We start from the raw sequence: 21,472 nt of genomic DNA, 5'->3' as shown, positions 1-21,472 counted from the left end.
TTGGCCCTTGCTTAACGACAACGGTTTATCCAGGAGTGCATCGTGCGTAAGTTGACTCAACTGGCCGTAGTGGCCGCGGCGCTGGTCGCCACCCCGGCTTTCGCCGAAATGAAGATTGCCGTTCTGAACTACCAGATGGCGCTGCTCGAATCCGACGCCGCCAAGAAGTACGCTGTCGATGCCGAGAAGAAGTTCGGTCCTCAACTGAACCAGCTGAAGACTCTGGAAAGCAGCGCCAAGGGCATCCAGGATCGACTGATCAAGGGTGGCGACAAGATGCAGCAGCAGGAGCGTGAGCGCCTGGAGCTCGAGTTCAAGCAAAAAGCCCGTGACTTCCAGTTCCAGTCCAAGGAACTGAACGAAGCGAAGGCCGTTGCTGACCGCGATATGCTCAAGCAGCTCAAGCCCAAGCTCGACGGTGCCGTCGAGGAAGTCATCAAGAAAGGTGGTTTCGACCTGGTGCTCGAGCGTGGTGCGGTAATCGATGTCAAGCCTCAGTATGACATCACCCGCCAGGTCATCGAGCGCATGAACCAAGCGCGTTGATATGACCGTAACCATGACGCTCGGTCAGTTGGCCGAGACCCTCGGGGCCACGCTCAGTGGCCCCGAGTCGCTTGAAATCACCGGACTGGCCACCTTGCAGGAAGCCGGTCCGGGGCAGCTGAGCTTCCTCGCCAATCGTCAATACCGCAAATTCCTGGATGACAGCCAGGCGGCAGCGGTACTGATCAAGGCCGAGGATGCCGAAGGCTTCACCGGCAATGCGCTGATCGTCCCTGATCCCTACCTGGCCTACGCCCGTATTTCTCACCTGTTCGATCCAAAGCCCAAGGCTGTGGCGGGAGTTCATCCCAGCGCCGTGGTAGCCGACGATGCGCAGGTGGATGCCAGCGCCAGCATCGGGCCGTTCGCGGTCATCGAAAGCGGTGCGCGCATCGGTGCGAACGTGACCGTTGGCGCGCATTGCTTTGTCGGTGCCCGCTGCATCATCGGCGAAGGTGGCTGGCTTGCCCCGCGTGTGACGCTGTACCACGATGTCACGATCGGCAAGCGTGTCGTCATTCAGTCGGGTGCGGTGATCGGTGGTGAAGGCTTCGGTTTCGCCAACGAAAAAGGTGTGTGGCAGAAGATTGCCCAGATCGGCGGCGTGACGCTCGGTGACGATGTGGAAATCGGTGTCAACACGGCTGTGGACCGAGGCGCGCTCTCGGACACGCGAATCGGCAATGGCGTCAAGCTCGACAACCAGATTCAGATCGCCCACAACGTGCAGATCGGCGACCATACCGCGATGGCGGCTTGCGTCGGGATTTCCGGCAGCACGCGCATCGGCAAGCACTGCATGATCGCGGGTGGCGTCGGCATGGTCGGTCATATTGATGTTTGCGACAACGTCTTCGTCTCCGGCATGACCATGGTCACCCGCTCGATCACCGAGCCGGGCGGCTATTCTTCCGGTACTGCCATGCAGCCGTTGGCCGATTGGCGCAAGAGCGCAGCACGTATACGTCAGCTCGACGAGATGTCCAAGCGTCTGCAGCAACTGGAAAAACGCGTCGAGACCGTGACCTCAGGTGGCCAGCCGGCATCAGAAGGCTGATACCATTTCCTGAGCAAGAGTGAACAGTCGCTAGCTGGCTCCTCTTTGGACTGCAAAAGGAGCGTGTGGTCAGCACCTGCGCTCCCTATTCTTATTACAGGCTTCCCCCCGAAATGATGGACATCAACGAGATTCGCGAATACCTGCCTCACCGTTACCCGTTCCTGCTGGTGGACCGGGTCACGGAGCTGGACTTCGAGGCCCAGAGCATTCGTGCCTACAAGAATGTCAGCATCAACGAGCCGTTCTTCAACGGCCATTTCCCGGCGCACCCTATCATGCCGGGCGTGCTGATCATCGAGGCGATGGCCCAGGCGGCCGGGATTCTCGGCTTCAAGATGCTCGATGCGAAGCCTGCCGATGGCACTCTTTACTACTTCGTCGGCTCCGACAAGCTGCGTTTCCGCCAGCCAGTGCTGCCGGGTGACCAGCTCGTGCTGGAGGCCAAGTTCCTCAGCCGCAAGAGCATGATCTGGAAGTTCGAGTGCCGTGCTCTGGTCGACGGCAAGGCCGTCTGCTCGGCCGAGATCACCTGCGCGGAACGCTCCCTATGAGTTCGATTGATCCGCGGGCGATCATCGATCCGTCGGCCAGGCTGGCTGACGGCGTCGAGGTCGGCCCTTGGTCGATCGTAGGCCCCGATGTCGAAATCGGGGAGGGCACCGTCATCGGTCCGCATGTAGTGCTCAAGGGGCCTACCCGGATTGGCAGGCACAACCGCATTTATCAGTTCAGCTCCATCGGCGAAGACACACCTGACCTCAAGTACAAGGGTGAGCCGACGCGCCTGGTGATCGGCGATCACAACGTGATCCGCGAAGGTGTCACCATTCATCGCGGCACTGTGCAGGACCGTTCGGAAACCACGCTCGGCGATCACAACCTGATCATGGCCTATGCCCATATCGGTCATGACAGCGTGATCGGCAACCATTGCATCCTGGTCAACAATACTGCGCTGGCCGGTCATGTGCATGTGGGCGACTGGGCGATCCTGTCCGGCTATACCCTGGTGCACCAGTACTGCCATATCGGCGCTCACGCGTTCTCTGGCATGGGCACGGCGATCGGCAAAGATGTTCCGGCGTTCGTCACGGTGTTCGGCAGTCCGGCCGAGGCGCGCAGCATGAACTTCGAAGGTATGCGCCGTCGCGGTTTCAGCGATGAGGTCATTCATGACTTGCGCCGTGCCTACAAGATCGTCTATCGCCAGGGGTTGACCGTGGAAGAGGCGATCAAGGAACTGGACGAACTGGCCGGGCAGCACCCGGAGGTCGAACTGTTCCGCCAGTCGATCCTCAATTCTGCCCGCGGCATCACCCGCTGACATGGCGTCGCTTTGCGTAGCGCTGGTCGCCGGTGAGGCCAGCGGCGATATCCTCGGTTCCGGCCTGATGCGCGCGCTCAAGGCGCGCCATCCCGATGTTCGCTTCATTGGCGTCGGTGGTCCGTTGATGGAAGCCGAGGGCATGCAGTCGTACTTCCCCATGGAGCGCCTGGCGGTGATGGGGCTGGTCGAGGTGCTTGGGCGCCTGCGTGAATTGCTCAAGCGGCGCAAGGACCTGATCCAGACACTGATCGCCGAGAAGCCCGACGTGTTCATCGGCATCGACGCCCCGGATTTCACCCTCAACATCGAATTGAAGTTGCGTCAGGCCGGGATCAAGACCGTGCATTACGTCAGCCCGTCGGTCTGGGCCTGGCGGCAGAAGCGGGTGCTGAAGATCCGCGAAGGCTGCGACCTGATGCTGACGCTGTTGCCCTTCGAAGCGAAATTCTACGAAGAAAAGGGTGTACCGGTCCGCTTCGTCGGCCACCCGTTGGCTGACACTATCCCGCTGGAGGCCGATCGTGCTGGGGCACGTGCTTCGCTGGGATTGGGCGACGGCCCGCTGGTAGCCTTGATGCCGGGCAGTCGCGGCGGCGAAGTGGGGCGCCTTGGCGAGTTGTTCCTCGATACTGCCAAGCGCTTGCAGGCGCTGGTACCCGGTGTGCGTTTCGTTTCGCCTTGTGCCAGTCCGGCGCGTCGTGCGCAGCTCGAGCAGATGCTGCAGGGGCGCGAACTGCCGTTGACCCTGCTCGACGGTCAGTCGCACCAGGCACTGGCCGCCTGTGACGCGGTGCTGATCGCTTCAGGCACTGCAACCCTCGAAGCCTTGTTGTACAAGCGCCCGATGGTTGTCGCCTATCGTCTTGCGCCGCTGACCTTCTGGATTCTCAAGCGCATGGTCAAGAGCCCCTACGTGTCGCTGCCAAACCTGCTGGCCCGGCGTTTGCTGGTCCCCGAGTTGCTGCAGGACGCCGCAACGCCCGAAGCGCTGGCAACCACGCTGGCTCCCTTGGTGGCAGACGGTAGCGAGCAGACCGATAGCTTCGATCAGATTCACCGCACCCTGCGCCGCGACGCCTCGAACCAGGCTGCCGACGCGGTGCTGGCATTGTTGAAGGATCGATGACATGCAGATGGGACTTGATTTCAACCTGGTCGAAGACCTGGTCGCGGGTGTCGACGAAGTCGGGCGTGGCCCACTGTGCGGTGACGTGGTCACTGCAGCGGTGATCCTTGATCCGCAGCGGCCGATCCTGGGTCTGAACGACTCGAAGAAGCTTACCGAGGCGCGTCGCGAGTTGCTGTTCGACGAAATCTGCGAAAAGGCACTGGCCTTCTGTGTCGCTCGTGCCACGGTCCTCGAGATCGACCAGCTGAACATCCTGCAGGCCACCATGCTGGCCATGCAGCGTGCGGTGGAAGGGTTGAGCGTCACGCCGAAACTGGCGTTGATCGATGGCAACCGCTGCCCGAAACTGTCGGTGCCAGCAGCGCCGGTGGTCAAGGGCGATTCCCAGGTGCCGGCCATCGCTGCCGCGTCGATCCTGGCGAAGGTCACGCGTGACCGCGAGATGAGCGCCTTCGAGCTGATCTATCCGGGCTACGGCATCGGCGGGCACAAGGGCTACCCGACACCTTTGCACCTCGAAGCCCTGGCGCGACTGGGGCCTACCCCCATCCATCGGCGTTCGTTCGCACCGGTGAGGGCGGCGTGGGAGGTCCGTGAAGGGCTTTCCAGCACGCTGATCTGATCTGTCGGGGCCGCTATGCGGCCCCAAAACATTCTGGCTAATTACGCTACAATCCCGCCCTTGTCGTTCAGCATTGCCACAGGATCTTCAATGTCGGTCTCCTTCGTTCACCTCCGCGTGCACTCCGAGTTCTCCCTGGTCGACGGCCTGGTGCGGATCAAGCCGTTGGCCAAGGCCCTGGCTGGAATGAACATGCCGGCCGTGGCGATCACCGACCAGAGCAACATGTGCTCGCTGGTGAAGTTCTACAAGACCGCCATGGGCGCAGGGATCAAACCGATCTGCGGCGCCGACCTGTGGCTGGCCGGTGCCGATCCGGAGGCACCGCTGTCGCGTATCTGCTTCCTGGCGATGAATCCCCAAGGCTATCGCAACCTGACCGAGCTGATCTCCAAGGGCTGGACCGACGGCCAGCGCAACGGCCTGGTGATCATCCAGCGCGAATGGATCGCGCCCGCCAGCGAGGGCTTGATCGGCCTGTCCGCCGCGCGTGAGGGCGATATCGGCATGGCACTGCTCTCCGGTCGTACCGACGAGGCCGAGGCCCTGTTGCGCGACTGGATGCAGATGCTGCCGGAGCGCTTCTATGTGGAAGTGCAGCGCACCAACCGGGCGGGCGACGAAGAATATCTGCATGCTGCCGTTGCGCTCGCCGACAAGGTCGGCGCGCCGTTGGTGGCGACCAACGATGTGCGCTTCATCAAACAGTCCGACTTCGATGCCCACGAGACCCGCGTCTGCATCGGCGAGGGCTGGACCCTGGACGACCCGCGGCGCCCACGCGCCTACAGCGACCAGCAATACCTCAAGACGGCCGAGGAGATGGCCGAGCTGTTCAGCGACCTGCCGGACGCCATCGCCAACACCGTCGAGATCGCCAAGCGCTGCAACATCACGGTGCAGTTGGGCAAGTACTTCCTTCCCGACTTCCCGACGCCCAACGGCATGGGCATCGACGACTACCTGCGCCACGTCTCCTACGAGGGCCTGGAAGAGCGTCTGGCCGTGCTCTGGCCGAAAGAGACCACCCCCAATTACGAAGAGAAGCGCCAGGTCTACCTGGACCGCCTGAAGTTCGAGCTGGATATCATCATCCAGATGGGCTTCCCCGGTTACTTCCTGATCGTTATGGACTTCATCAAGTGGGCCAAGAACAACGACGTGCCGGTGGGCCCGGGGCGGGGTTCGGGTGCTGGCTCGCTGGTGGCCTACGTACTGAAGATCACCGACCTCGACCCGCTGGCCTACGACCTGCTGTTCGAGCGCTTCCTCAACCCTGAACGTATTTCCATGCCCGACTTCGACGTCGACTTCTGCATGGATGGTCGCGACCGGGTGATCGACTACGTGGCCGAGGCCTACGGGCGCAATGCGGTGAGCCAGATCATCACCTTCGGCACCATGGCCGCGAAGGCCGTGGTGCGTGACGTGGCGCGTGTGCAGGGCAAGTCCTACGGCCTGGCCGATCGCCTGTCGAAGATGATCCCGTTCGAAGTGGGCATGACCCTGGAGAAGGCCTACGAGCAGGAAGAGATCCTGCGCGACTTCCTCAAGGGCGACGAAGACGCTCGCGAGATCTGGGACATGGCCCTCAAGCTCGAGGGGGTCACTCGCGGTACCGGCAAGCACGCCGGTGGCGTGGTGATCGCGCCGACCAAACTCACCGATTTCTCGCCGATCGCCTGTGACGAAGAGGGCGGCGGCCTGGTGACCCAGTTCGACAAGGACGACGTCGAGGCTGCGGGCCTGGTGAAGTTCGACTTCCTCGGCCTGCGGACACTCACGATCATCAAGTGGGCGATGGAGATCATCAACCGCGAGCAGAAAAAGAAAAACCTGCCCGACGTCAACATCGACTTCATCCCGCTGGACGACCGCAAGACCTACGAGCTGTTGCAGAAGGCCGAGACCACGGCGGTGTTCCAGCTTGAATCGCGCGGCATGAAAGAGCTGATCAAGAAGCTCAAGCCTGACTGCCTGGAAGACCTCATCGCACTGGTGGCCTTGTTCCGTCCCGGCCCGCTGCAGTCGGGCATGGTGGATGACTTCATCAATCGCAAGCACGGCCGCGCTGAGCTGGCCTACCCGCACTCCGATTACCAGTACGAAGGCCTCAAGCCGGTACTGGCCCCCACCTACGGCATCATCCTGTACCAGGAACAGGTGATGCAGATCGCCCAGGTGATGGCCGGCTACACCCTGGGTGGCGCCGACATGCTGCGCCGGGCGATGGGCAAGAAGAAGCCCGAGGAAATGGCCAAGCAACGCGGCGGTTTCATCGAAGGCTGCGTGGCCAACAACATCGACGCGGACCTGGCCGGTAACATCTTTGATCTGGTAGAGAAATTCGCAGGTTACGGCTTCAACAAGTCTCACTCCGCGGCCTATGGCCTGGTCTCGTACCAGACCGCCTGGCTCAAGACCCACTACCCGGCGCCGTTCATGGCTGCGGTGTTGTCGGCGGATATGCACAACACCGACAAGGTGGTGGTGCTGGTCGAGGAAGTGCGCAGCATGAAGTTGCGCCTCGACGCGCCGGACGTGAACTTCTCTGACTTCAAGTTCACCGTCAACAACGACGGTCGTATCGTCTACGGCCTGGGTGCGATCAAGGGTGTGGGTGAAGGCCCGGTGGAGGCGATCGTCGAGGCGCGCGCCGAAGGTGGACCGTTCAAGGACCTGTTCGACTTCTGCGAGCGCGTCGACCTCAAGCGCATCAACAAGCGTACCCTCGATGCGCTGATCCGCAGCGGTGCGCTCGATCGCCTGGGCCCGCACTTCCATGACGAGATCAAGGCCTATCAGGCCAACATCGACCGCAACCGCGCGGTGCTGCTGTCGGCGCTCGAGGAGGCGATCAAGTCGGCCGAGCAGACCGCCCGCACCGCTGACAGCGGGCATATCGACCTGTTCGGTGGGCTGTTCGTCGAGGAAGACTCCGATGTCTATGCCAACCACCGCAAGGTCCGCGAGCTCACGCTCAAGGAGCGGCTGAAAGGCGAAAAGGACACCCTCGGGTTGTATCTCACCGGTCATCCGATCGATGAGTACGAAACCGAGATCCGCCGTTTCGCTCGTCAGCGCATCGTCGACCTCAAGCCTTCGCGCGAGACCCAGACCATCGCTGGGATGATCATTGCCCTGCGGGTGATGAAGAACAAGAAGGGTGACAAGATGGGCTTCGTCACCCTCGACGACCGCTCCGGTCGCATCGAGGCTTCGTTGTTCGCCGATGCCTTCATGGCGGCCCAGGCGCTGCTGCAGACCGACGCCATGGTGGTGGTCGAAGGCGAGGTCAGCAACGACGACTTCTCCGGCGGCCTGCGCCTGCGCGTCAAGCAGGTGATGACCATGGAAGATGCCCGCACCAAACTGGCCGAAAGCCTGCGCCTGAAGATCGCCCACGAAGCGCTCAAGGGCGATCGCCTGGCCTGGCTGGGCGAGCTGATCACCCGTCATCGCGGCGGTTGCCCGATCACGCTCGAGTACACCGGCAGCGATGCCAAGGCCATGCTGCAGTTCGGCGACGAGTGGTCGATCGACCCCGCCGATGGCCTGATTCAGGCGCTGCGTGACCAGTTCGGACGTGAGAACGTCTTCCTGCAATACCGTTGAAACGACGAATTTTAATCTCGACCTGAATGCGCCAGATCCCGTAAGGTATGGCGCCAAACGGATCAACCGGCCGGCCGCCTGGCCGTAGACCCAAGACGGATGCCTATGAACCCGAATTTTCTCGATTTCGAACAGCCGATTGCCGACCTGCAAGCCAAGATCGAAGAGCTGCGCCTGGTCGGTAACGACAACTCGCTGAACATCAGCGATGAAATTGCCCGTCTGCAAGACAAGAGCAGCACCCTGACCGAAAGCATCTTCGGCAACCTGACCAGCTGGCAGATTGCCCGCCTGGCACGCCACCCGCGTCGTCCGTACACCCTGGACTACATCGACCACATCTTCACCGAGTTCGAAGAGCTGCACGGCGACCGTCACTTCTCCGACGACGCCGCGATCGTTGGCGGTACCGCGCGCCTGGACGGCAAGCCGGTGATGGTCATCGGTCACCAGAAGGGCCGCGAAGTGCGTGAGAAGGTCCGCCGTAACTTCGGCATGCCGCGTCCTGAAGGCTACCGCAAGGCCTGCCGCCTGATGGAGATGGCCGAGCGCTTCAAGATGCCGATCCTGACCTTCATCGACACCCCGGGTGCCTATCCAGGTATCGACGCCGAAGAGCGTAACCAGAGCGAGGCCATCGCCTGGAACCTGCGCGTCATGGCGCGCCTGAAAACCCCGATCATCGCCACCGTGATCGGTGAAGGTGGTTCGGGCGGCGCACTGGCTATCGGCGTGTGCGACCAGCTGAACATGCTGCAATACTCCACCTACTCGGTGATCTCGCCGGAAGGTTGCGCCTCGATCCTGTGGAAGACCTCCGACAAGGCGCCGGACGCTGCCGAAGCAATGGGCATCACCGCTGAGCGCTTGAAGAGCCTGAACATCGTCGACAAGGTGATCGGCGAGCCACTGGGCGGCGCTCACCGCGATCCGGCCAAGATGTCCGCCAGCATCCGTGCCGACCTGCTCGAGCAGCTCGACATGCTGGGCAAGCTCGACAACGATACCCTGCTCAAGCGTCGCTACGATCGCCTGATGAGCTACGGTCTCTGATTGGCAGGGGCGCCTGGCGCCCCATTCGCAGGCAAGCCGTCTCCCACTCGTGCGTTTTCTGTGGGAGCGGGCTTGCCCCGCGATGCGGTCCTCAGTGAGGCAACCATGCACGACCTCACCCAATCCCTCTCTCCCTGGCTCAACGCCCCCGCCTGGCACGTCGCCTTCTCCGGCGGCCTCGACTCCACCGTCCTTCTAAACCTGCTCGTCGACTACGCTCGCGATCATGAAGCACCGCCATTGCGTGCCGTACATATTCATCACGGTCTGCAAGCGGCTGCTGACGCTTGGCCTGCACATTGTCAGCAGGTCTGTGATGCGCTGGGTGTCGAACTGCGCGTGATCCATGTCCAGGTCGAGCCTGTCGCCAGTCTCGAGCAAGCCGCCCGCACCGCGCGATACGACGCGTTCACAGCGCTTCTGGGCCCCGACGAAGTGCTGTTCACCGGCCAGCACCGCGAAGACCAGGCAGAGACCCTGCTGTTTCGCCTGTTGCGTGGTGCCGGTCTGCGCGGCCTGGCGGCGATGCCTGCTTCCCGTCCGCTGGGGCAGGGGCAGTTGGTCAGGCCGTTGCTTGATCTGGCGCGGGATCAGTTGCAGCGATATGCCCAGGCATCGGGGCTGAGATGGATCGAAGACCCGTCCAACACCGATAGCCGCTTCGCCCGCAATTTCCTGCGCGCCGAAGTGTTCCCGCTGCTACGCCAGCGCTGGCCGCAAGCGAGCCAGAGCCTGGCACGCAGTACCGCGCACCTGGGCGAGGCCCTGGCGCTGCTGGACGAACTCGCCGCCTCCGACATCGATGCCGCAAGTGCCGGAGCAGTGGCGCCTTGGCAATGCCTGGACTCGCTGGACATGGCAGTGCTGGCGGCGCTCTCGCCAGCGCGCCAGCGTAACGCCTTGCAGTACTGGCTGAGCAGTCGTACACGTCTGCCCGATAGCCGCCATTGGGCCGGCTGGGACAACCTGCGTGATGCGGCAGCTGACGCCCAGCCGCTCTGGCGCCTGACCGATGGCGAGCTGCAGCGCAGCCATGGACGGCTGTGGTGGTTGAGCGGCGATTGGCTGCAAGCGCCGCAGGGCGGGGTGGCTTGGCCGGATCCGAGCCAGCCGCTCTCGTTACCCGGCAATGGCAGCTTGCAGCTGGTGGGTGTCATTCCTGGGTCTGGCCTGCATGTCACCTATCGCCAGGGCGGCGAAGTCCTCGATATTCCAGGGCGCGGCCACCGCGACCTGAAGCGCCTGCTCAACGAGCACCGCGTGCCGCACTTCGTGCGTCATCGCCTGCCACTGCTTTGGCAGGGCGAGCGCCTGCTGGCGGTGGCCAACCTGCCGGAGCAGGGGCAGACCGACTGGCAACTGCAGTGGCAGCCGCCGACGAACGTGCAAGGTTTGAGCTGAAGGGTACATTCCGGTAGACTACCCTCCCTTCTTGATACAGCTTCTGTGGGTTCCGCGAAAACACAGGAGTTGCCGATTACCAAGCAGTTTTTTGCTGGGCTGATTCTTAAAATGACGAGCGAGCTCCACACTGGGGATACCCCCGGTCTGTACAGACGCGGCAGTTGTTCGAGATGCACTGTGATTGACGCAGGTGATCGGGGGCTTCGGCCTTCCTTCGCTTTCTCCGGCGGCGCTGGCCGCCTTAACGCAGACTTCTAGGGTTTTTCATGACGCGCTACATATTCGTCACGGGCGGTGTTGTTTCTTCATTGGGGAAAGGCATTGCCTCGGCTTCCCTGGCGGCCATCCTGGAAGCGCGGGGGCTCAAGGTCACCATGCTCAAGCTGGACCCGTACATCAACGTCGATCCGGGTACCATGAGCCCGTTCCAGCACGGTGAAGTGTTCGTCACCCACGACGGTGCCGAGACCGACCTCGACCTGGGGCACTACGAGCGGTTCATCCGCACCACGATGACCCAGAACAACAACTTCACCACCGGCCGTATCTACGAGCACGTGCTGCGCAAGGAACGCCGTGGTGACTATCTGGGCGCGACCATCCAGGTCATCCCGCACATCACCGACGAAATCAAGCGTCGCATCATCAAGGGCGCCGGCGATGCCGATGTGGCCCTGGTCGAGATCGGCGGCACCGTGGGCGACATCGAGTCGCAGCCATTCCTCGAAGCCATCCGTCAGTTGCGTGTCGAAGTGGGCTCCAAGCGCGCCATGCTGATGCACCTGACGCTGGTGCCGTACATCGCCACCGCCGGCGAAACCAAGACCAAGCCTACTCAGCACTCGGTCAAGGAGCTGCGCTCCATCGGCCTGCAGCCTGACGTGCTGATCTGCCGCTCCGACCACCCGGTCGATGCCTCTTCGCGCCGCAAGATCGCCCTGTTCACCAACGTCGAAGAGCGTGCGGTGATTTCGCTGGAAGATGTCGACACCATCTACAAGATTCCGGGCGTGCTGCACGCGCAGGGCCTGGACGACTTCGTCGTCGAGCGTTTCGGCCTGCAGTGCAATGGCGCCGACCTGTCCGAGTGGGACAAGGTCGTCGACGCCAAGCTCAATCCCGAGCATGAAGTCACCATCGCCATGGTCGGCAAGTACATGGAGCTGCTGGATGCGTACAAGTCGCTGATCGAAGCGATGAGCCACGCCGGCATCACCAACCGCACCAAGGTCAACCTGCGCTACATCGATTCCGAAGACATCGAGAACCAGGGCACCGGCCTGCTCGAAGGCGCAGACGCCATCCTGGTGCCAGGCGGCTTCGGTCTGCGTGGCGTGGAAGGCAAGATCAAGGCCGTGCAGTTCGCCCGTGAGAACAAGGTTCCGTACCTGGGCATCTGCCTGGGCATGCAGGTCGCGGTCATCGAATTCGCCCGTAACGTGGTGGGCTGGAAAGACGCCAACTCCACCGAGTTCGATCGCAACGGCGCGCACCCGGTCGTCGGCCTGATCACCGAGTGGGCCGATGCCACCGGCGCCGTCGAAACCCGTACCGAAGCGTCCGACCTGGGCGGCACCATGCGCCTGGGCGCGCAGGACTGCCAGCTGATCGCCGGTTCCAAGGTCCACGACTGCTACGGCAGCGACGTGATCACCGAGCGTCACCGTCACCGCTACGAAGTGAACAACAACCTGCTGCCGCAACTGATCAACGCCGGCCTGGTGGTTTCCGGTCGTTCCGAAGATGGCGCGCTGGTCGAAGTGGTCGAGTCGAAGGATCACCCATGGTTCGTCGCCTGCCAGTTCCACCCGGAGTTCACCTCCACGCCTCGTGACGGTCACCCGCTGTTCAGCGGCTTCGTCAAGGCAGCCCTGGCACAGAAGAACAAGGCCTGATCCATGACCCAGAAGATCATTCGCGTCGGTAACATCGAGATCGCCAACGACAAGCCGTTCGTCCTGTTCGGCGGCATGAACGTCCTGGAGTCCCGTGATCTGGCCCTGAAGGTCTGCGAAGAGTACGTGCGGGTGACCGAAAAGCTCGGCATCCCGTACGTGTTCAAGGCCAGCTTCGACAAGGCCAACCGTTCGTCGGTGGCCTCGTACCGTGGTCCGGGCATGGAAGAGGGGCTGAAGATCTTCGAGGAGATCAAGCGCACCTTCAACGTGCCGGTGATCACCGATGTGCACGAACCCTACCAGTGCGAACCGGTGGCCAAGGTCTGCGACATCATCCAGCTGCCGGCGTTTCTCTCGCGCCAGACCGACCTGGTAGTGGCCATGGCCAAGACCGGCGCGGTGATCAACATCAAGAAGGCCCAGTTCCTCGCCCCGCACGAGATGAAGCACATCCTCGCCAAGTGCGTCGAGGCCGGTAACGACCAGCTCATCCTCTGCGAGCGCGGTTCGAGCTTCGGCTACAACAACCTGGTGGTCGACATGCTCGGCTTCGGCATCATGAAGCAGTTCGAGTACCCGGTGTTCTTCGATGTCACCCACTCGCTGCAGACGCCGGGTGGTCGTGCCGACTCCGCCGGCGGTCGCCGTGCCCAGGTCACCGACCTGGCCAAGGCGGGCATGAGCCAGGGCCTGGCCGGCCTGTTCCTCGAAGCTCACCCGGATCCGGACAACGCCAAGTGCGATGGCCCATGCGCCCTGCGCCTGGACAAGCTGGAGCCATTCCTGGCGCAGCTCAAGCAACTGGACGACCTGGTGAAAAGTTTTCCGACGGTAGAGACCGCGTAAAGCTCGTTTCTCGGGTAAAGTACCGCCCGTTCCACCCCCTGGCCTGCCGGTCAGGGGCTCCCTTCGCCAGGCCTGCCCGTGCCATGTCGCCTGGTGAACGGCAAGAATTCCCAAAGCTGCGTTGTTTTCGTCAATTCTGGAGTGCTTACAACAATGGCAAAGATCGTCGACATCAAAGGTCGTGAAGTTCTCGATTCGCGTGGCAACCCCACCGTGGAAGCCGATGTGCTGCTCGACAACGGCATCATCGGCAGCGCTTGCGCGCCGTCTGGTGCTTCCACTGGCTCGCGCGAAGCGCTGGAGCTGCGTGATGGCGACAAGAGCCGTTACCTGGGCAAGGGCGTGCTGAAGGCTGTCGGCAACATCAACGGTCCGATCCGTGACCTGCTGCTGGGCAAGGATCCTTCCGACCAGAAAGCACTCGACCGCGCCATGATCGAACTGGACGGTACCGAGAACAAGGCCAAGCTGGGCGCCAACGCCATCCTCGCCGTGTCCCTGGCCGCTGCCAAGGCTGCTGCACAGGACCAGGACCTGCCGCTGTACGCACACATCGCCAACCTCAACGGCACCCCTGGCCAGTACTCGATGCCGGTGCCGATGATGAACATCATCAACGGCGGCGAGCACGCCGACAACAACGTCGACATCCAGGAGTTCATGGTTCAGCCGGTCGGCGCCAAGACCTTCTCCGACGGCCTGCGCATGGGCACCGAAATCTTCCACCACCTCAAGGCTGTCCTCAAGGCCCGTGGCCTGAACACTGCCGTGGGTGACGAAGGTGGCTTTGCCCCGAACCTGGCCTCCAACGAAGACGCCCTGGCGGCCATCGCCGAAGCAGTCGAGAAGGCCGGCTACAAGCTGGGCACCGACGTCACCCTGGCCCTGGACTGCGCCGCTTCGGAGTTCTACGAAGACGGCAAGTACAACCTGTCTGGTGAAGGCAAGTCGTTCGACGCCGAAGGTTTCGCCGACTACCTGAAAGGCCTGACCGAGCGCTTCCCGATCATCTCGATCGAAGACGGCCTGGACGAGTCCGACTGGGCTGGCTGGAAGATCCTGACCGACAAGATCGGTGCCAAGGTGCAACTGGTCGGCGACGACCTGTTCGTGACCAACACCAAGATTCTGAAAGAAGGCATCGAGAAGGGCATCGGTAACTCGATCCTGATCAAGTTCAACCAGATCGGCTCGCTGACCGAAACCCTGGAAGCCATCCAGATGGCCAAGGCCGCTGGCTACACCGCGGTGATCTCGCACCGTTCCGGTGAAACCGAAGACTCGACCATCGCCGACCTGGCTGTCGGTACTGCTGCAGGCCAGATCAAGACCGGTTCGCTGTGCCGCTCCGACCGCGTCTCGAAGTACAACCAATTGCTGCGTATCGAAGAGCAACTGGGCGCCAAGGCCGTCTACCGTGGCCGTGCCGAGTTTCGCGGCTGAGCAAGAGATGGTAAAAAGGCAGCAGCCGGGGCTGTCTGAGCGTTCTCACTGAGCGTTCAGCGCCTTCAAACGGGTTTCTGTCGACGAAGCCTGGCCTCGGCCAGGCTTCGTGCTATCGGAAGCTCGCTGCGGCGGCCTTTTACCCTGGATATCTTCATGCGCAGTCCCTATTGGTTGTTCCTCGTCCTGCTGTTGTTGCTCGGAGGCCTGCAATATCGCCTCTGGGTCGGTAATGGCAGCCTGGCGCAAGTGGCCGAGCTGCAACAGCAGATCGCCGACCAGCATGCCGAAAACGAACGGCTGCTGGAACGCAATCGCGTGCTCGACGCTGAAGTGCTGGAGTTGAAGAAAGGTATGGAGACCGTGGAAGAACGGGCTCGTCATGAACTGGGGATGGTCAAGGAGGGCGAAACCCTCTACCAGTTGCCACAGAAATGATCCATGAACTGCCGGCCTTCTGGGCCGTGATTCCTGCCGCGGGCATTGGTGCCCGCATGGCTGCCGACCGCCCCAAGCAGTATCTGCAACTGGGCCGGCAGACCATCCTCGAGCATAGCCTCGACTGTTTTCTCGACCATCCCACGCTCAAGGGGGTGGTGGTCAGCGTTGCCGAAGAAGATCCCTACTGGCCTGGCTTGCGCTGTGCGAACGATAGGCGCATTCAGCGCGCAGCGGGTGGGCGCGAGCGTGCCGATTCGGTATTGAATGCCCTGTTGCTGTTGCACGCCCAAGGGGCGGCCGACGATGACTGGGTGCTGGTGCACGATGCTGCGCGGCCGAACCTGGCGCGCAGCGATCTGGACAAGCTGCTGTCGGAGCTGGCCGATGATCCGGTGGGCGGGCTGCTGGCGGTGCCTGCGCGCGATACCCTCAAGCGTGCCGACGCGAGTGGCCGGGTCAGCGCCACGGTGGACCGCACCACCATATGGCAGGCCTACACGCCGCAGATGTTCAGGCTTGGCATGCTGCACCGGGCGCTGGCCGAGTGCCTGGTGGCGGATGTGGCAGTGACCGATGAATCCTCCGCCATTGAGTGGGCCGGGCATGCGCCGCGGCTGATCGAAGGGCGTAGTGACAACATCAAGGTGACCCGTCCGGAAGATTTGGAGTGGTTGCGTCAGCGCTGGGCTGGGCGGCGCTGAGGCTTTAGCCTGTGCCCGCTTCTTTGCGGGCTCAGCCTGGCTGATACTCCGGCAATCCTGCCAACCCGTCCTTCAGATAGTCGACCAACCGCCGTACCTTGGGTGACAGGTGCCGCTGTTGCGGATACAGCGCCCACACCGCAGTGTTCGGCGGTTGGTGCGCCTCCAGCAGCGACACCAGTGCCCCGGCATGCAGATGCTCGAGCACGTAGTAATCCGGTAACTGACACAACCCCATTCCCTGCAGCGCCGCGTCGAGTACCGCCTGGCCGCTGTTGCAGCGCCAGTTGCCTTGGACCCGTTGGCTGATTTCACGGCCATCCTGCTGCAGCACCCACAGATCCGAACTGCCCACCAGGCAATTGTGCCGCGCCAGTTCCGACAGGCTGTGCGGTCGGCCGTAACGCTCCAGATACGCTGGCGATGCACACAGGTACATGCGCCGCGGTGCGAGGCGCGTGGCCACCAGGCGTGAATCCTGTAGGCGTCCCAGGCGAATAGCCAGGTCCATGCCCTCGTGCAGCAGGTCCAGGGTGCGGTTGCTCAGCTCCACCTCGACGCGCAACTGGGGATACAGCGCCATGAAACGAGTCACCAGTGGCACGATGAAACGCTCGCCGTAGGCCACCGCGCAGGTCATGCGCAGCAAACCTTTGGGTTCGCTGGCCAGGTCCCCCATCGCGCGCAGCGCTTCTTCGCGGCCATCCTGCAAACGCTGGCAGTGTTGCAGAAACGTCTGCCCGGCCTCACTCAGGGTCACGCGCCGGGTGCTGCGGTACAGCAGGCGGGTTTGCAGGCGTTCTTCCAGGCGAGCGATCTGTCGGCTGATATGCGATGAAGAAACCCCCAGTCGTTCGGCGGCCGCGGTGAACTGGCCCGACTCGGCGACCGCGACGAACTCGTCGATTCCTTCCCAGCGACTGCTCATTGATTATCCCTGCGTGGCAATAATGTTTTGCATTTGCTCGGATTATTCATCAAAAGAGCATGAATTACACTGATGACCTGAACCGATACCTAGCTTGGAGCCCTTCATGATCAAGTCCCGCGCCGCTGTTGCCTTCGAGGCCAAGAAACCCCTGGAAATCGTCGAAGTGGACGTGGCCATGCCCAAGGCGGGCGAGGTACTGCTGCGCGTGGTCGCCAGCGGTGTCTGCCATACCGATGCCTACACACTCTCCGGCGCGGATCCGGAAGGTATCTTCCCGTCGATCCTCGGCCACGAGGGCGGGGCAATCGTCGAAGCGGTGGGTGAGGGTGTCACGTCGCTGGCCGTTGGTGACCACGTGATCCCGCTGTACACCCCGGAATGTGGCAAGTGCAAATTCTGCCTGTCGGGCAAGACCAACCTGTGCCAGGCCATCCGCGCCACCCAGGGCAAGGGCCTGATGCCTGATGGCACCACCCGCTTCAGCTACAAAGGGCAGCAGCTGTTCCACTACATGGGCACCTCGACCTTCTCCGAGTACACCGTTCTGCCGGAGATCTCCGTGGCCAAGATCCAGAAGGAAGCGCCGCTGGAGAAGGTCTGCCTGCTCGGTTGCGGCGTGACCACCGGTATCGGTGCGGTACTCAACACCGCCAAGGTCAAGCCGGGTGACACCGTGGCCATTTTCGGCCTGGGCGGCATTGGTCTGTCGGCGGTGATCGGTGCGGTGAAGGCCAAGGCCTCGCGCATCATCGCCATCGACATCAACCCGGCCAAGTTCGAGATCGCCCGCCAGCTGGGTGCCACCGACTGCATCAATCCGAAGGACTACGATCGTCCGATCCAGGAAGTGATCGTCGACCTCACCGACGGCGGCGTGGACTTCTCCTTCGAATGCATCGGCAATGTCCAACTGATGCGTGCGGCGCTCGAGTGCTGCCACAAGGGCTGGGGCGAGTCGGTGATCATCGGTGTGGCCGGCGCGGGCCAGGAAATCGCCACCCGTCCATTCCAGTTGGTTACCGGCCGGGTATGGCGTGGTTCGGCATTCGGCGGCGTGCGTGGGCGCAGCGAGTTGCCAAGTTACGTGGAAATGTCCGAGAAGGGCGAGATTCCGCTGGACACCTTCATCACCCACACCATGGGGCTGGAGGACATCAACAAGGCCTTCGACCTGATGCATGAAGGCAAAAGCATCCGCAGCGTGATCCACTTCTGAGGTCAGCCATGAGCCTGGACAACATCTCCTGCCAGAAGAGCTTCGGCGGCTGGCACAAGCGCTACAAGCATCACTCCAAGGTGCTGGGCTGCGACATGGTGTTCGCCGTCTACCTGCCACCGCAGGCCGAGCAGGGCGAGAAACTGCCGGTGCTGTACTGGCTCAGTGGCCTTACCTGCACCGACGAAAATTTCATGCAGAAGGCCGGCGCTCAGCGCCTGGCCGCCGAGCTAGGCCTGATCATCGTTGCGCCCGACACCAGCCCGCGTGGCGAGCAGGTGCCCGGCGATCCGGAGGGGGCCTGGGATTTCGGGCTCGGCGCCGGCTTCTACCTCAATGCCACCCAGCAGCCCTGGGCCCAGCATTACCGCATGCACGATTACGTGGTCCAGGAGCTGCCGGCGTTGATCGAGGCGCATTTCCCTGCGTCCGATCAGCGCAGTATCAGTGGTCATTCGATGGGCGGGCATGGGGCGCTGGTCTGCGCCCTGCGCAACCCGGGGCGCTACCGATCAGTGTCGGCGTTCTCGCCGATCAGCAACCCGATGGATTGCCCGTGGGGCGAAAAAGCCTTCTCGCGCTACCTGGGTGAAGACCGCGCGCGCTGGCGTGAATGGGATGCCAGCGTGCTGCTGACCGAAACCCCGGCTGGCCAGTGTCCGCCGTTGCTGGTCGACCAGGGCGATCGCGATGACTTCCTCGACAACCAGCTCAAGCCAGCAGCGTTGGAGCAGGCGGCGCGCAAAGGAGGGCATGAACTGACCCTGAGGCTGCAGCCGGGGTATGACCATAGCTACTACTTCATCGCCAGCTTCATCGATGAGCACCTGCGTCATCACGCCGTCGCACTGGGGCGGGTGTAGTGATGCAGCAGCGGCCCCAATAGCGGCCAAAGCAGGTAGAATCACGCCCTGACTCAATCAGGGCGTTTTTCTATGCGTATTGGCCACGGCTACGATGTGCACCGTTTTGCTGACGGTGATTTCATTACCTTGGGCGGGGTGCGTATTCCCCACAAATACGGCCTGCTGGCCCATTCCGATGGTGATGTGCTGCTGCACGCCCTGAGCGATGCCTTGCTTGGCGCTGCAGCGCTGGGTGACATCGGCAAGCATTTTCCTGACACCGACCCACAGTTCAAGGGTGCTGACAGCCGCGTGCTGCTGCGTCATGTGGTGGCCGTCGTGCAGGCCAAGGGCTGGAAGGTGGGCAACGTCGACGCCACCATCGTCGCCCAGGCGCCGAAGATGGCGCCGCACATCGACACCATGCGCCGCTTCATCGCCGAGGACCTGCAGGTCGAGCTCGACCAGGTCAACGTCAAGGCGACCACCGAGGAAAAGCTCGGCTTCACTGGCCGTGAGGAGGGCATCGCCGTGCATGCGGTCGCCCTGTTGCTGCCAGCATGACCGAACTGGAACTGCTGGGCCCGCGCGCCAGCGGCGAGGCCCTTGGCCGCGCCGTGCTCAAGGCGGTCGCCGATGATTTTCAGGTCGATGAAGTGCTCGACATCCCACTGTCCGGTCAAGGCGAGCACCTGTGGCTGTGGGTCGAGAAGCGCGACCTGAACACCGAGGAAGCGGCCCGACGCCTGGCGCGCGCGGCCGGTGTGCCGGTTCGTGCCATCAGTTATGCCGGCCTGAAGGACCGTCAGGCGTTGACCCGGCAGTGGTTCAGTCTGCATCTGCCGGGCAAGGCCGATCCTGACCTGTCCCGTGCCGAAGACGACAGCCTGCGCGTGCTCAAACAGGTGCGTCACCAGCGCAAACTCCAGCGCGGCGCGCACTCGGCCAATGGTTTCACCCTGCGACTGACGGCGCTGAGCGCCGATCACCAGGCGCTGGATGCACGTCTGGAACAGCTCAAGGTGCAAGGCGTACCGAACTATTTCGGTACCCAGCGCTTCGGTCATGCCGGCGGAAATGTCCACGATGCACTCGACTGGGCGTCTCGAGAGGCGCTGCCGGAGCAGCGCAATGTGCGTTCGCGGCTGCTGTCTGCGGGACGCAGCTACCTGTTCAATCAGGTTCTGGCGGCGCGAGTGGCGGACGGAAGCTGGAACCAGGCGCAGGTTGGCGATCTTCTGGCCTTCACGGATAGCCGTAGCTTTTTTCCGGCTGGCGAGCAGGAATGCTCCGATCCTCGGCTGGCAATTCTCGACCTTCATCCCACCGGACCCCTGTGGGGCGCGGGTCTTCCGTCAAGCGCGGGCGGGACCGCGGCGCTGGAAACGGCAGTCGGTGAGCGCCATCCGGCACTCTGCAAATGGCTGGGCAGGGCTGGACTGGATCACGAACGGCGCATCCTGCGGCTCCCTATTGGGCGGCTGACGTGGCATTATCCCGAGCCTGATATCCTGCAACTGGAATTCGTCCTTCCGGCCGGATGCTTCGCCACCGTGGTGGTGCGCGAACTTGTGGATCTGGTGCCGGCAGGGCAGACGGAAAGCCCATGCGTATTCTGATTTCCAACGACGACGGTGTTACCACCCCCGGCCTCGCTGCGCTTCACGGTGCGCTGCAGGACTATGCCGAGTGCGTGGTGATCGCCCCGGATCAAGACAAAAGCGGCGCCAGCAGTTCGCTGACGCTCGACCGGCCACTGCACCCACAGGTGTTGGCCAACGGTTTCATCAGCCTCAACGGCACGCCTACAGATTGCGTGCACCTGGGGCTCAATGGCCTTTTGCCGGAAACGCCAGACATGGTCGTCTCCGGTATCAACCTGGGCGCCAACTTGGGCGACGACGTGCTGTACTCCGGCACGGTCGCCGCTGCATTGGAGGGCCGCTTTCTCGGCGGCACTTCGCTGGCGTTCTCGTTGCTGTCGCGCCTGCCGGACAACCTGCCCACCGCCGCCCATATCGCCCGGCGCCTGGTCGAGGCGCAGTCGCGCCTGGAACTGCCGGCGCGTACCGTGCTCAACGTCAACATCCCCAACCTGCCGCTGGAGCATATCCGCGGGATACGCCTCACCCGTCTGGGGCATCGGGCACGTGCGGCCGCACCGACCAAGGTCGTCAATCCGCGTGGCAAGGAAGGGTACTGGATCGCCGTGGCCGGTGACGCCGAGGACGGCGGCCCGGGCACTGACTTCCATGCAGTGATGCAAGGCTACGTATCGATCACGCCGCTGCAACTGGATCGCACCTTCAACGATGCCTTCGAGCGCCTCGATGGCTGGCTGGAGGGGCTGCTTTGATGCGCGAACAGGATGATCTGCAGCGCCGTGGCGGCATTG

General features: G+C 62.7%; 20 protein-coding genes. 19 read left to right on the top strand and 1 reads right to left on the bottom strand.

Annotation, left to right across the window (positions count from 1 at the left end):
• Nucleotides 1-42 precede the first annotated feature (42 nt).
• The 14 genes from ACMGGG_RS18065 (at nucleotide 43) to ispD (ending at nucleotide 16,085) form a co-directional block, all read left to right on the top strand.
• Nucleotides 43-546: an OmpH family outer membrane protein gene (locus ACMGGG_RS18065; RefSeq protein WP_054891073.1), complete on the top strand. Its 504-nt coding sequence runs from the start codon at nucleotides 43-45 to the stop codon at nucleotides 544-546.
• Between the two features lies 1 nt (nucleotide 547).
• On the top strand, nucleotides 548-1,603 hold the full coding sequence (lpxD, locus tag ACMGGG_RS18060; protein WP_323452797.1) for a UDP-3-O-(3-hydroxymyristoyl)glucosamine N-acyltransferase: 1,056 nt from the start codon (nucleotides 548-550) through the stop codon (nucleotides 1,601-1,603).
• 113 nt (nucleotides 1,604-1,716) lie between these two features.
• Entirely contained in the window at nucleotides 1,717-2,157 is a 441-nt protein-coding gene (fabZ, locus tag ACMGGG_RS18055; protein WP_054891071.1) for a 3-hydroxyacyl-ACP dehydratase FabZ, read from the top strand.
• Nucleotides 2,154-2,930 carry an acyl-ACP--UDP-N-acetylglucosamine O-acyltransferase gene (gene lpxA / locus ACMGGG_RS18050; protein ID WP_054891070.1) on the top strand — a complete coding sequence of 259 codons (777 nt, stop codon included), beginning with the start codon at nucleotides 2,154-2,156 and terminating at the stop codon, nucleotides 2,928-2,930. The genes fabZ and lpxA overlap by 4 nt, the downstream gene beginning before the upstream one ends.
• A gap of 1 nt (nucleotide 2,931) precedes the next feature.
• Entirely contained in the window at nucleotides 2,932-4,059 is a 1,128-nt protein-coding gene (lpxB, locus tag ACMGGG_RS18045; protein ID WP_054891069.1) for a lipid-A-disaccharide synthase, read from the top strand.
• A gap of 1 nt (nucleotide 4,060) precedes the next feature.
• Nucleotides 4,061-4,684 carry a ribonuclease HII gene (gene rnhB, locus ACMGGG_RS18040; protein ID WP_063545917.1) on the top strand — a complete coding sequence of 208 codons (624 nt, stop codon included), beginning with the start codon at nucleotides 4,061-4,063 and terminating at the stop codon, nucleotides 4,682-4,684.
• A gap of 90 nt (nucleotides 4,685-4,774) precedes the next feature.
• Nucleotides 4,775-8,299 (top strand): DNA polymerase III subunit alpha, encoded by a 3,525-nt coding sequence (gene dnaE, locus ACMGGG_RS18035; RefSeq protein WP_414154163.1) that lies wholly within the window; start codon nucleotides 4,775-4,777, stop codon nucleotides 8,297-8,299.
• 105 nt (nucleotides 8,300-8,404) lie between these two features.
• On the top strand, nucleotides 8,405-9,352 hold the full coding sequence (accA, locus tag ACMGGG_RS18030) for an acetyl-CoA carboxylase carboxyl transferase subunit alpha (protein ID WP_054891066.1): 948 nt from the start codon (nucleotides 8,405-8,407) through the stop codon (nucleotides 9,350-9,352).
• A 105-nt stretch (nucleotides 9,353-9,457) separates the two neighbouring features.
• Entirely contained in the window at nucleotides 9,458-10,753 is a 1,296-nt protein-coding gene (tilS, locus tag ACMGGG_RS18025) for a tRNA lysidine(34) synthetase TilS (RefSeq protein ID WP_414154162.1), read from the top strand.
• A 269-nt stretch (nucleotides 10,754-11,022) separates the two neighbouring features.
• On the top strand, nucleotides 11,023-12,651 hold the full coding sequence (locus ACMGGG_RS18020; RefSeq protein WP_414155894.1) for a CTP synthase: 1,629 nt from the start codon (nucleotides 11,023-11,025) through the stop codon (nucleotides 12,649-12,651).
• A gap of 3 nt (nucleotides 12,652-12,654) precedes the next feature.
• Nucleotides 12,655-13,500, top strand: a complete 846-nt coding sequence (gene kdsA, locus ACMGGG_RS18015; RefSeq protein WP_054891063.1) for a 3-deoxy-8-phosphooctulonate synthase — start codon at nucleotides 12,655-12,657, stop codon at nucleotides 13,498-13,500.
• Between the two features lie 153 nt (nucleotides 13,501-13,653).
• The gene (gene eno / locus ACMGGG_RS18010) at nucleotides 13,654-14,943 is read left to right on the top strand and encodes a phosphopyruvate hydratase (RefSeq protein WP_054891062.1); all 1,290 of its coding nucleotides are present in this window, start codon (nucleotides 13,654-13,656) and stop codon (nucleotides 14,941-14,943) included.
• Between the two features lie 156 nt (nucleotides 14,944-15,099).
• Nucleotides 15,100-15,381 (top strand): cell division protein FtsB, encoded by a 282-nt coding sequence (gene ftsB, locus ACMGGG_RS18005; RefSeq protein WP_054891061.1) that lies wholly within the window; start codon nucleotides 15,100-15,102, stop codon nucleotides 15,379-15,381.
• Nucleotides 15,378-16,085, top strand: coding sequence for a 2-C-methyl-D-erythritol 4-phosphate cytidylyltransferase (gene ispD, locus ACMGGG_RS18000; protein WP_112899020.1), 708 nt, complete (start codon nucleotides 15,378-15,380; stop codon nucleotides 16,083-16,085). The genes ftsB and ispD overlap by 4 nt, the downstream gene beginning before the upstream one ends.
• A gap of 31 nt (nucleotides 16,086-16,116) precedes the next feature.
• Here the strand turns inward: ispD and ACMGGG_RS17995 are convergent, their stop codons facing one another.
• Nucleotides 16,117-17,013, bottom strand: coding sequence for a LysR substrate-binding domain-containing protein (locus tag ACMGGG_RS17995; RefSeq protein WP_054891059.1), 897 nt, complete (start codon nucleotides 17,011-17,013; stop codon nucleotides 16,117-16,119).
• 106 nt (nucleotides 17,014-17,119) lie between these two features.
• Between ACMGGG_RS17995 and ACMGGG_RS17990 the strand changes: the two genes are divergently transcribed.
• The 5 genes from ACMGGG_RS17990 (at nucleotide 17,120) to surE (ending at nucleotide 21,433) form a co-directional block, all read left to right on the top strand.
• The gene (locus tag ACMGGG_RS17990; RefSeq protein WP_009686067.1) at nucleotides 17,120-18,232 is read left to right on the top strand and encodes an S-(hydroxymethyl)glutathione dehydrogenase/class III alcohol dehydrogenase; all 1,113 of its coding nucleotides are present in this window, start codon (nucleotides 17,120-17,122) and stop codon (nucleotides 18,230-18,232) included.
• Nucleotides 18,233-18,240: 8 nt separating this feature from the next.
• Nucleotides 18,241-19,095 (top strand): S-formylglutathione hydrolase, encoded by an 855-nt coding sequence (gene fghA / locus ACMGGG_RS17985; RefSeq protein WP_414154161.1) that lies wholly within the window; start codon nucleotides 18,241-18,243, stop codon nucleotides 19,093-19,095.
• Nucleotides 19,096-19,167: 72 nt separating this feature from the next.
• Nucleotides 19,168-19,641 carry a 2-C-methyl-D-erythritol 2,4-cyclodiphosphate synthase gene (ispF, locus tag ACMGGG_RS17980; RefSeq protein WP_054891057.1) on the top strand — a complete coding sequence of 158 codons (474 nt, stop codon included), beginning with the start codon at nucleotides 19,168-19,170 and terminating at the stop codon, nucleotides 19,639-19,641.
• The gene (gene truD / locus ACMGGG_RS17975; protein WP_063545912.1) at nucleotides 19,638-20,696 is read left to right on the top strand and encodes a tRNA pseudouridine(13) synthase TruD; all 1,059 of its coding nucleotides are present in this window, start codon (nucleotides 19,638-19,640) and stop codon (nucleotides 20,694-20,696) included. The genes ispF and truD overlap by 4 nt, the downstream gene beginning before the upstream one ends.
• Nucleotides 20,684-21,433 (top strand): 5'/3'-nucleotidase SurE, encoded by a 750-nt coding sequence (gene surE, locus ACMGGG_RS17970; protein WP_414154160.1) that lies wholly within the window; start codon nucleotides 20,684-20,686, stop codon nucleotides 21,431-21,433. The genes truD and surE overlap by 13 nt, the downstream gene beginning before the upstream one ends.
• Nucleotides 21,434-21,472: the final 39 nt, after the last annotated feature.

The organism is Pseudomonas sp. BNK-44-b (assembly GCF_047456245.1).
Taxonomy (GTDB): domain Bacteria; phylum Pseudomonadota; class Gammaproteobacteria; order Pseudomonadales; family Pseudomonadaceae; genus Aquipseudomonas; species Aquipseudomonas machongensis.
The sequence above is the reverse complement of the archived record's forward strand: the minus strand, read 5'-3'. Positions and strand labels throughout refer to the sequence as shown.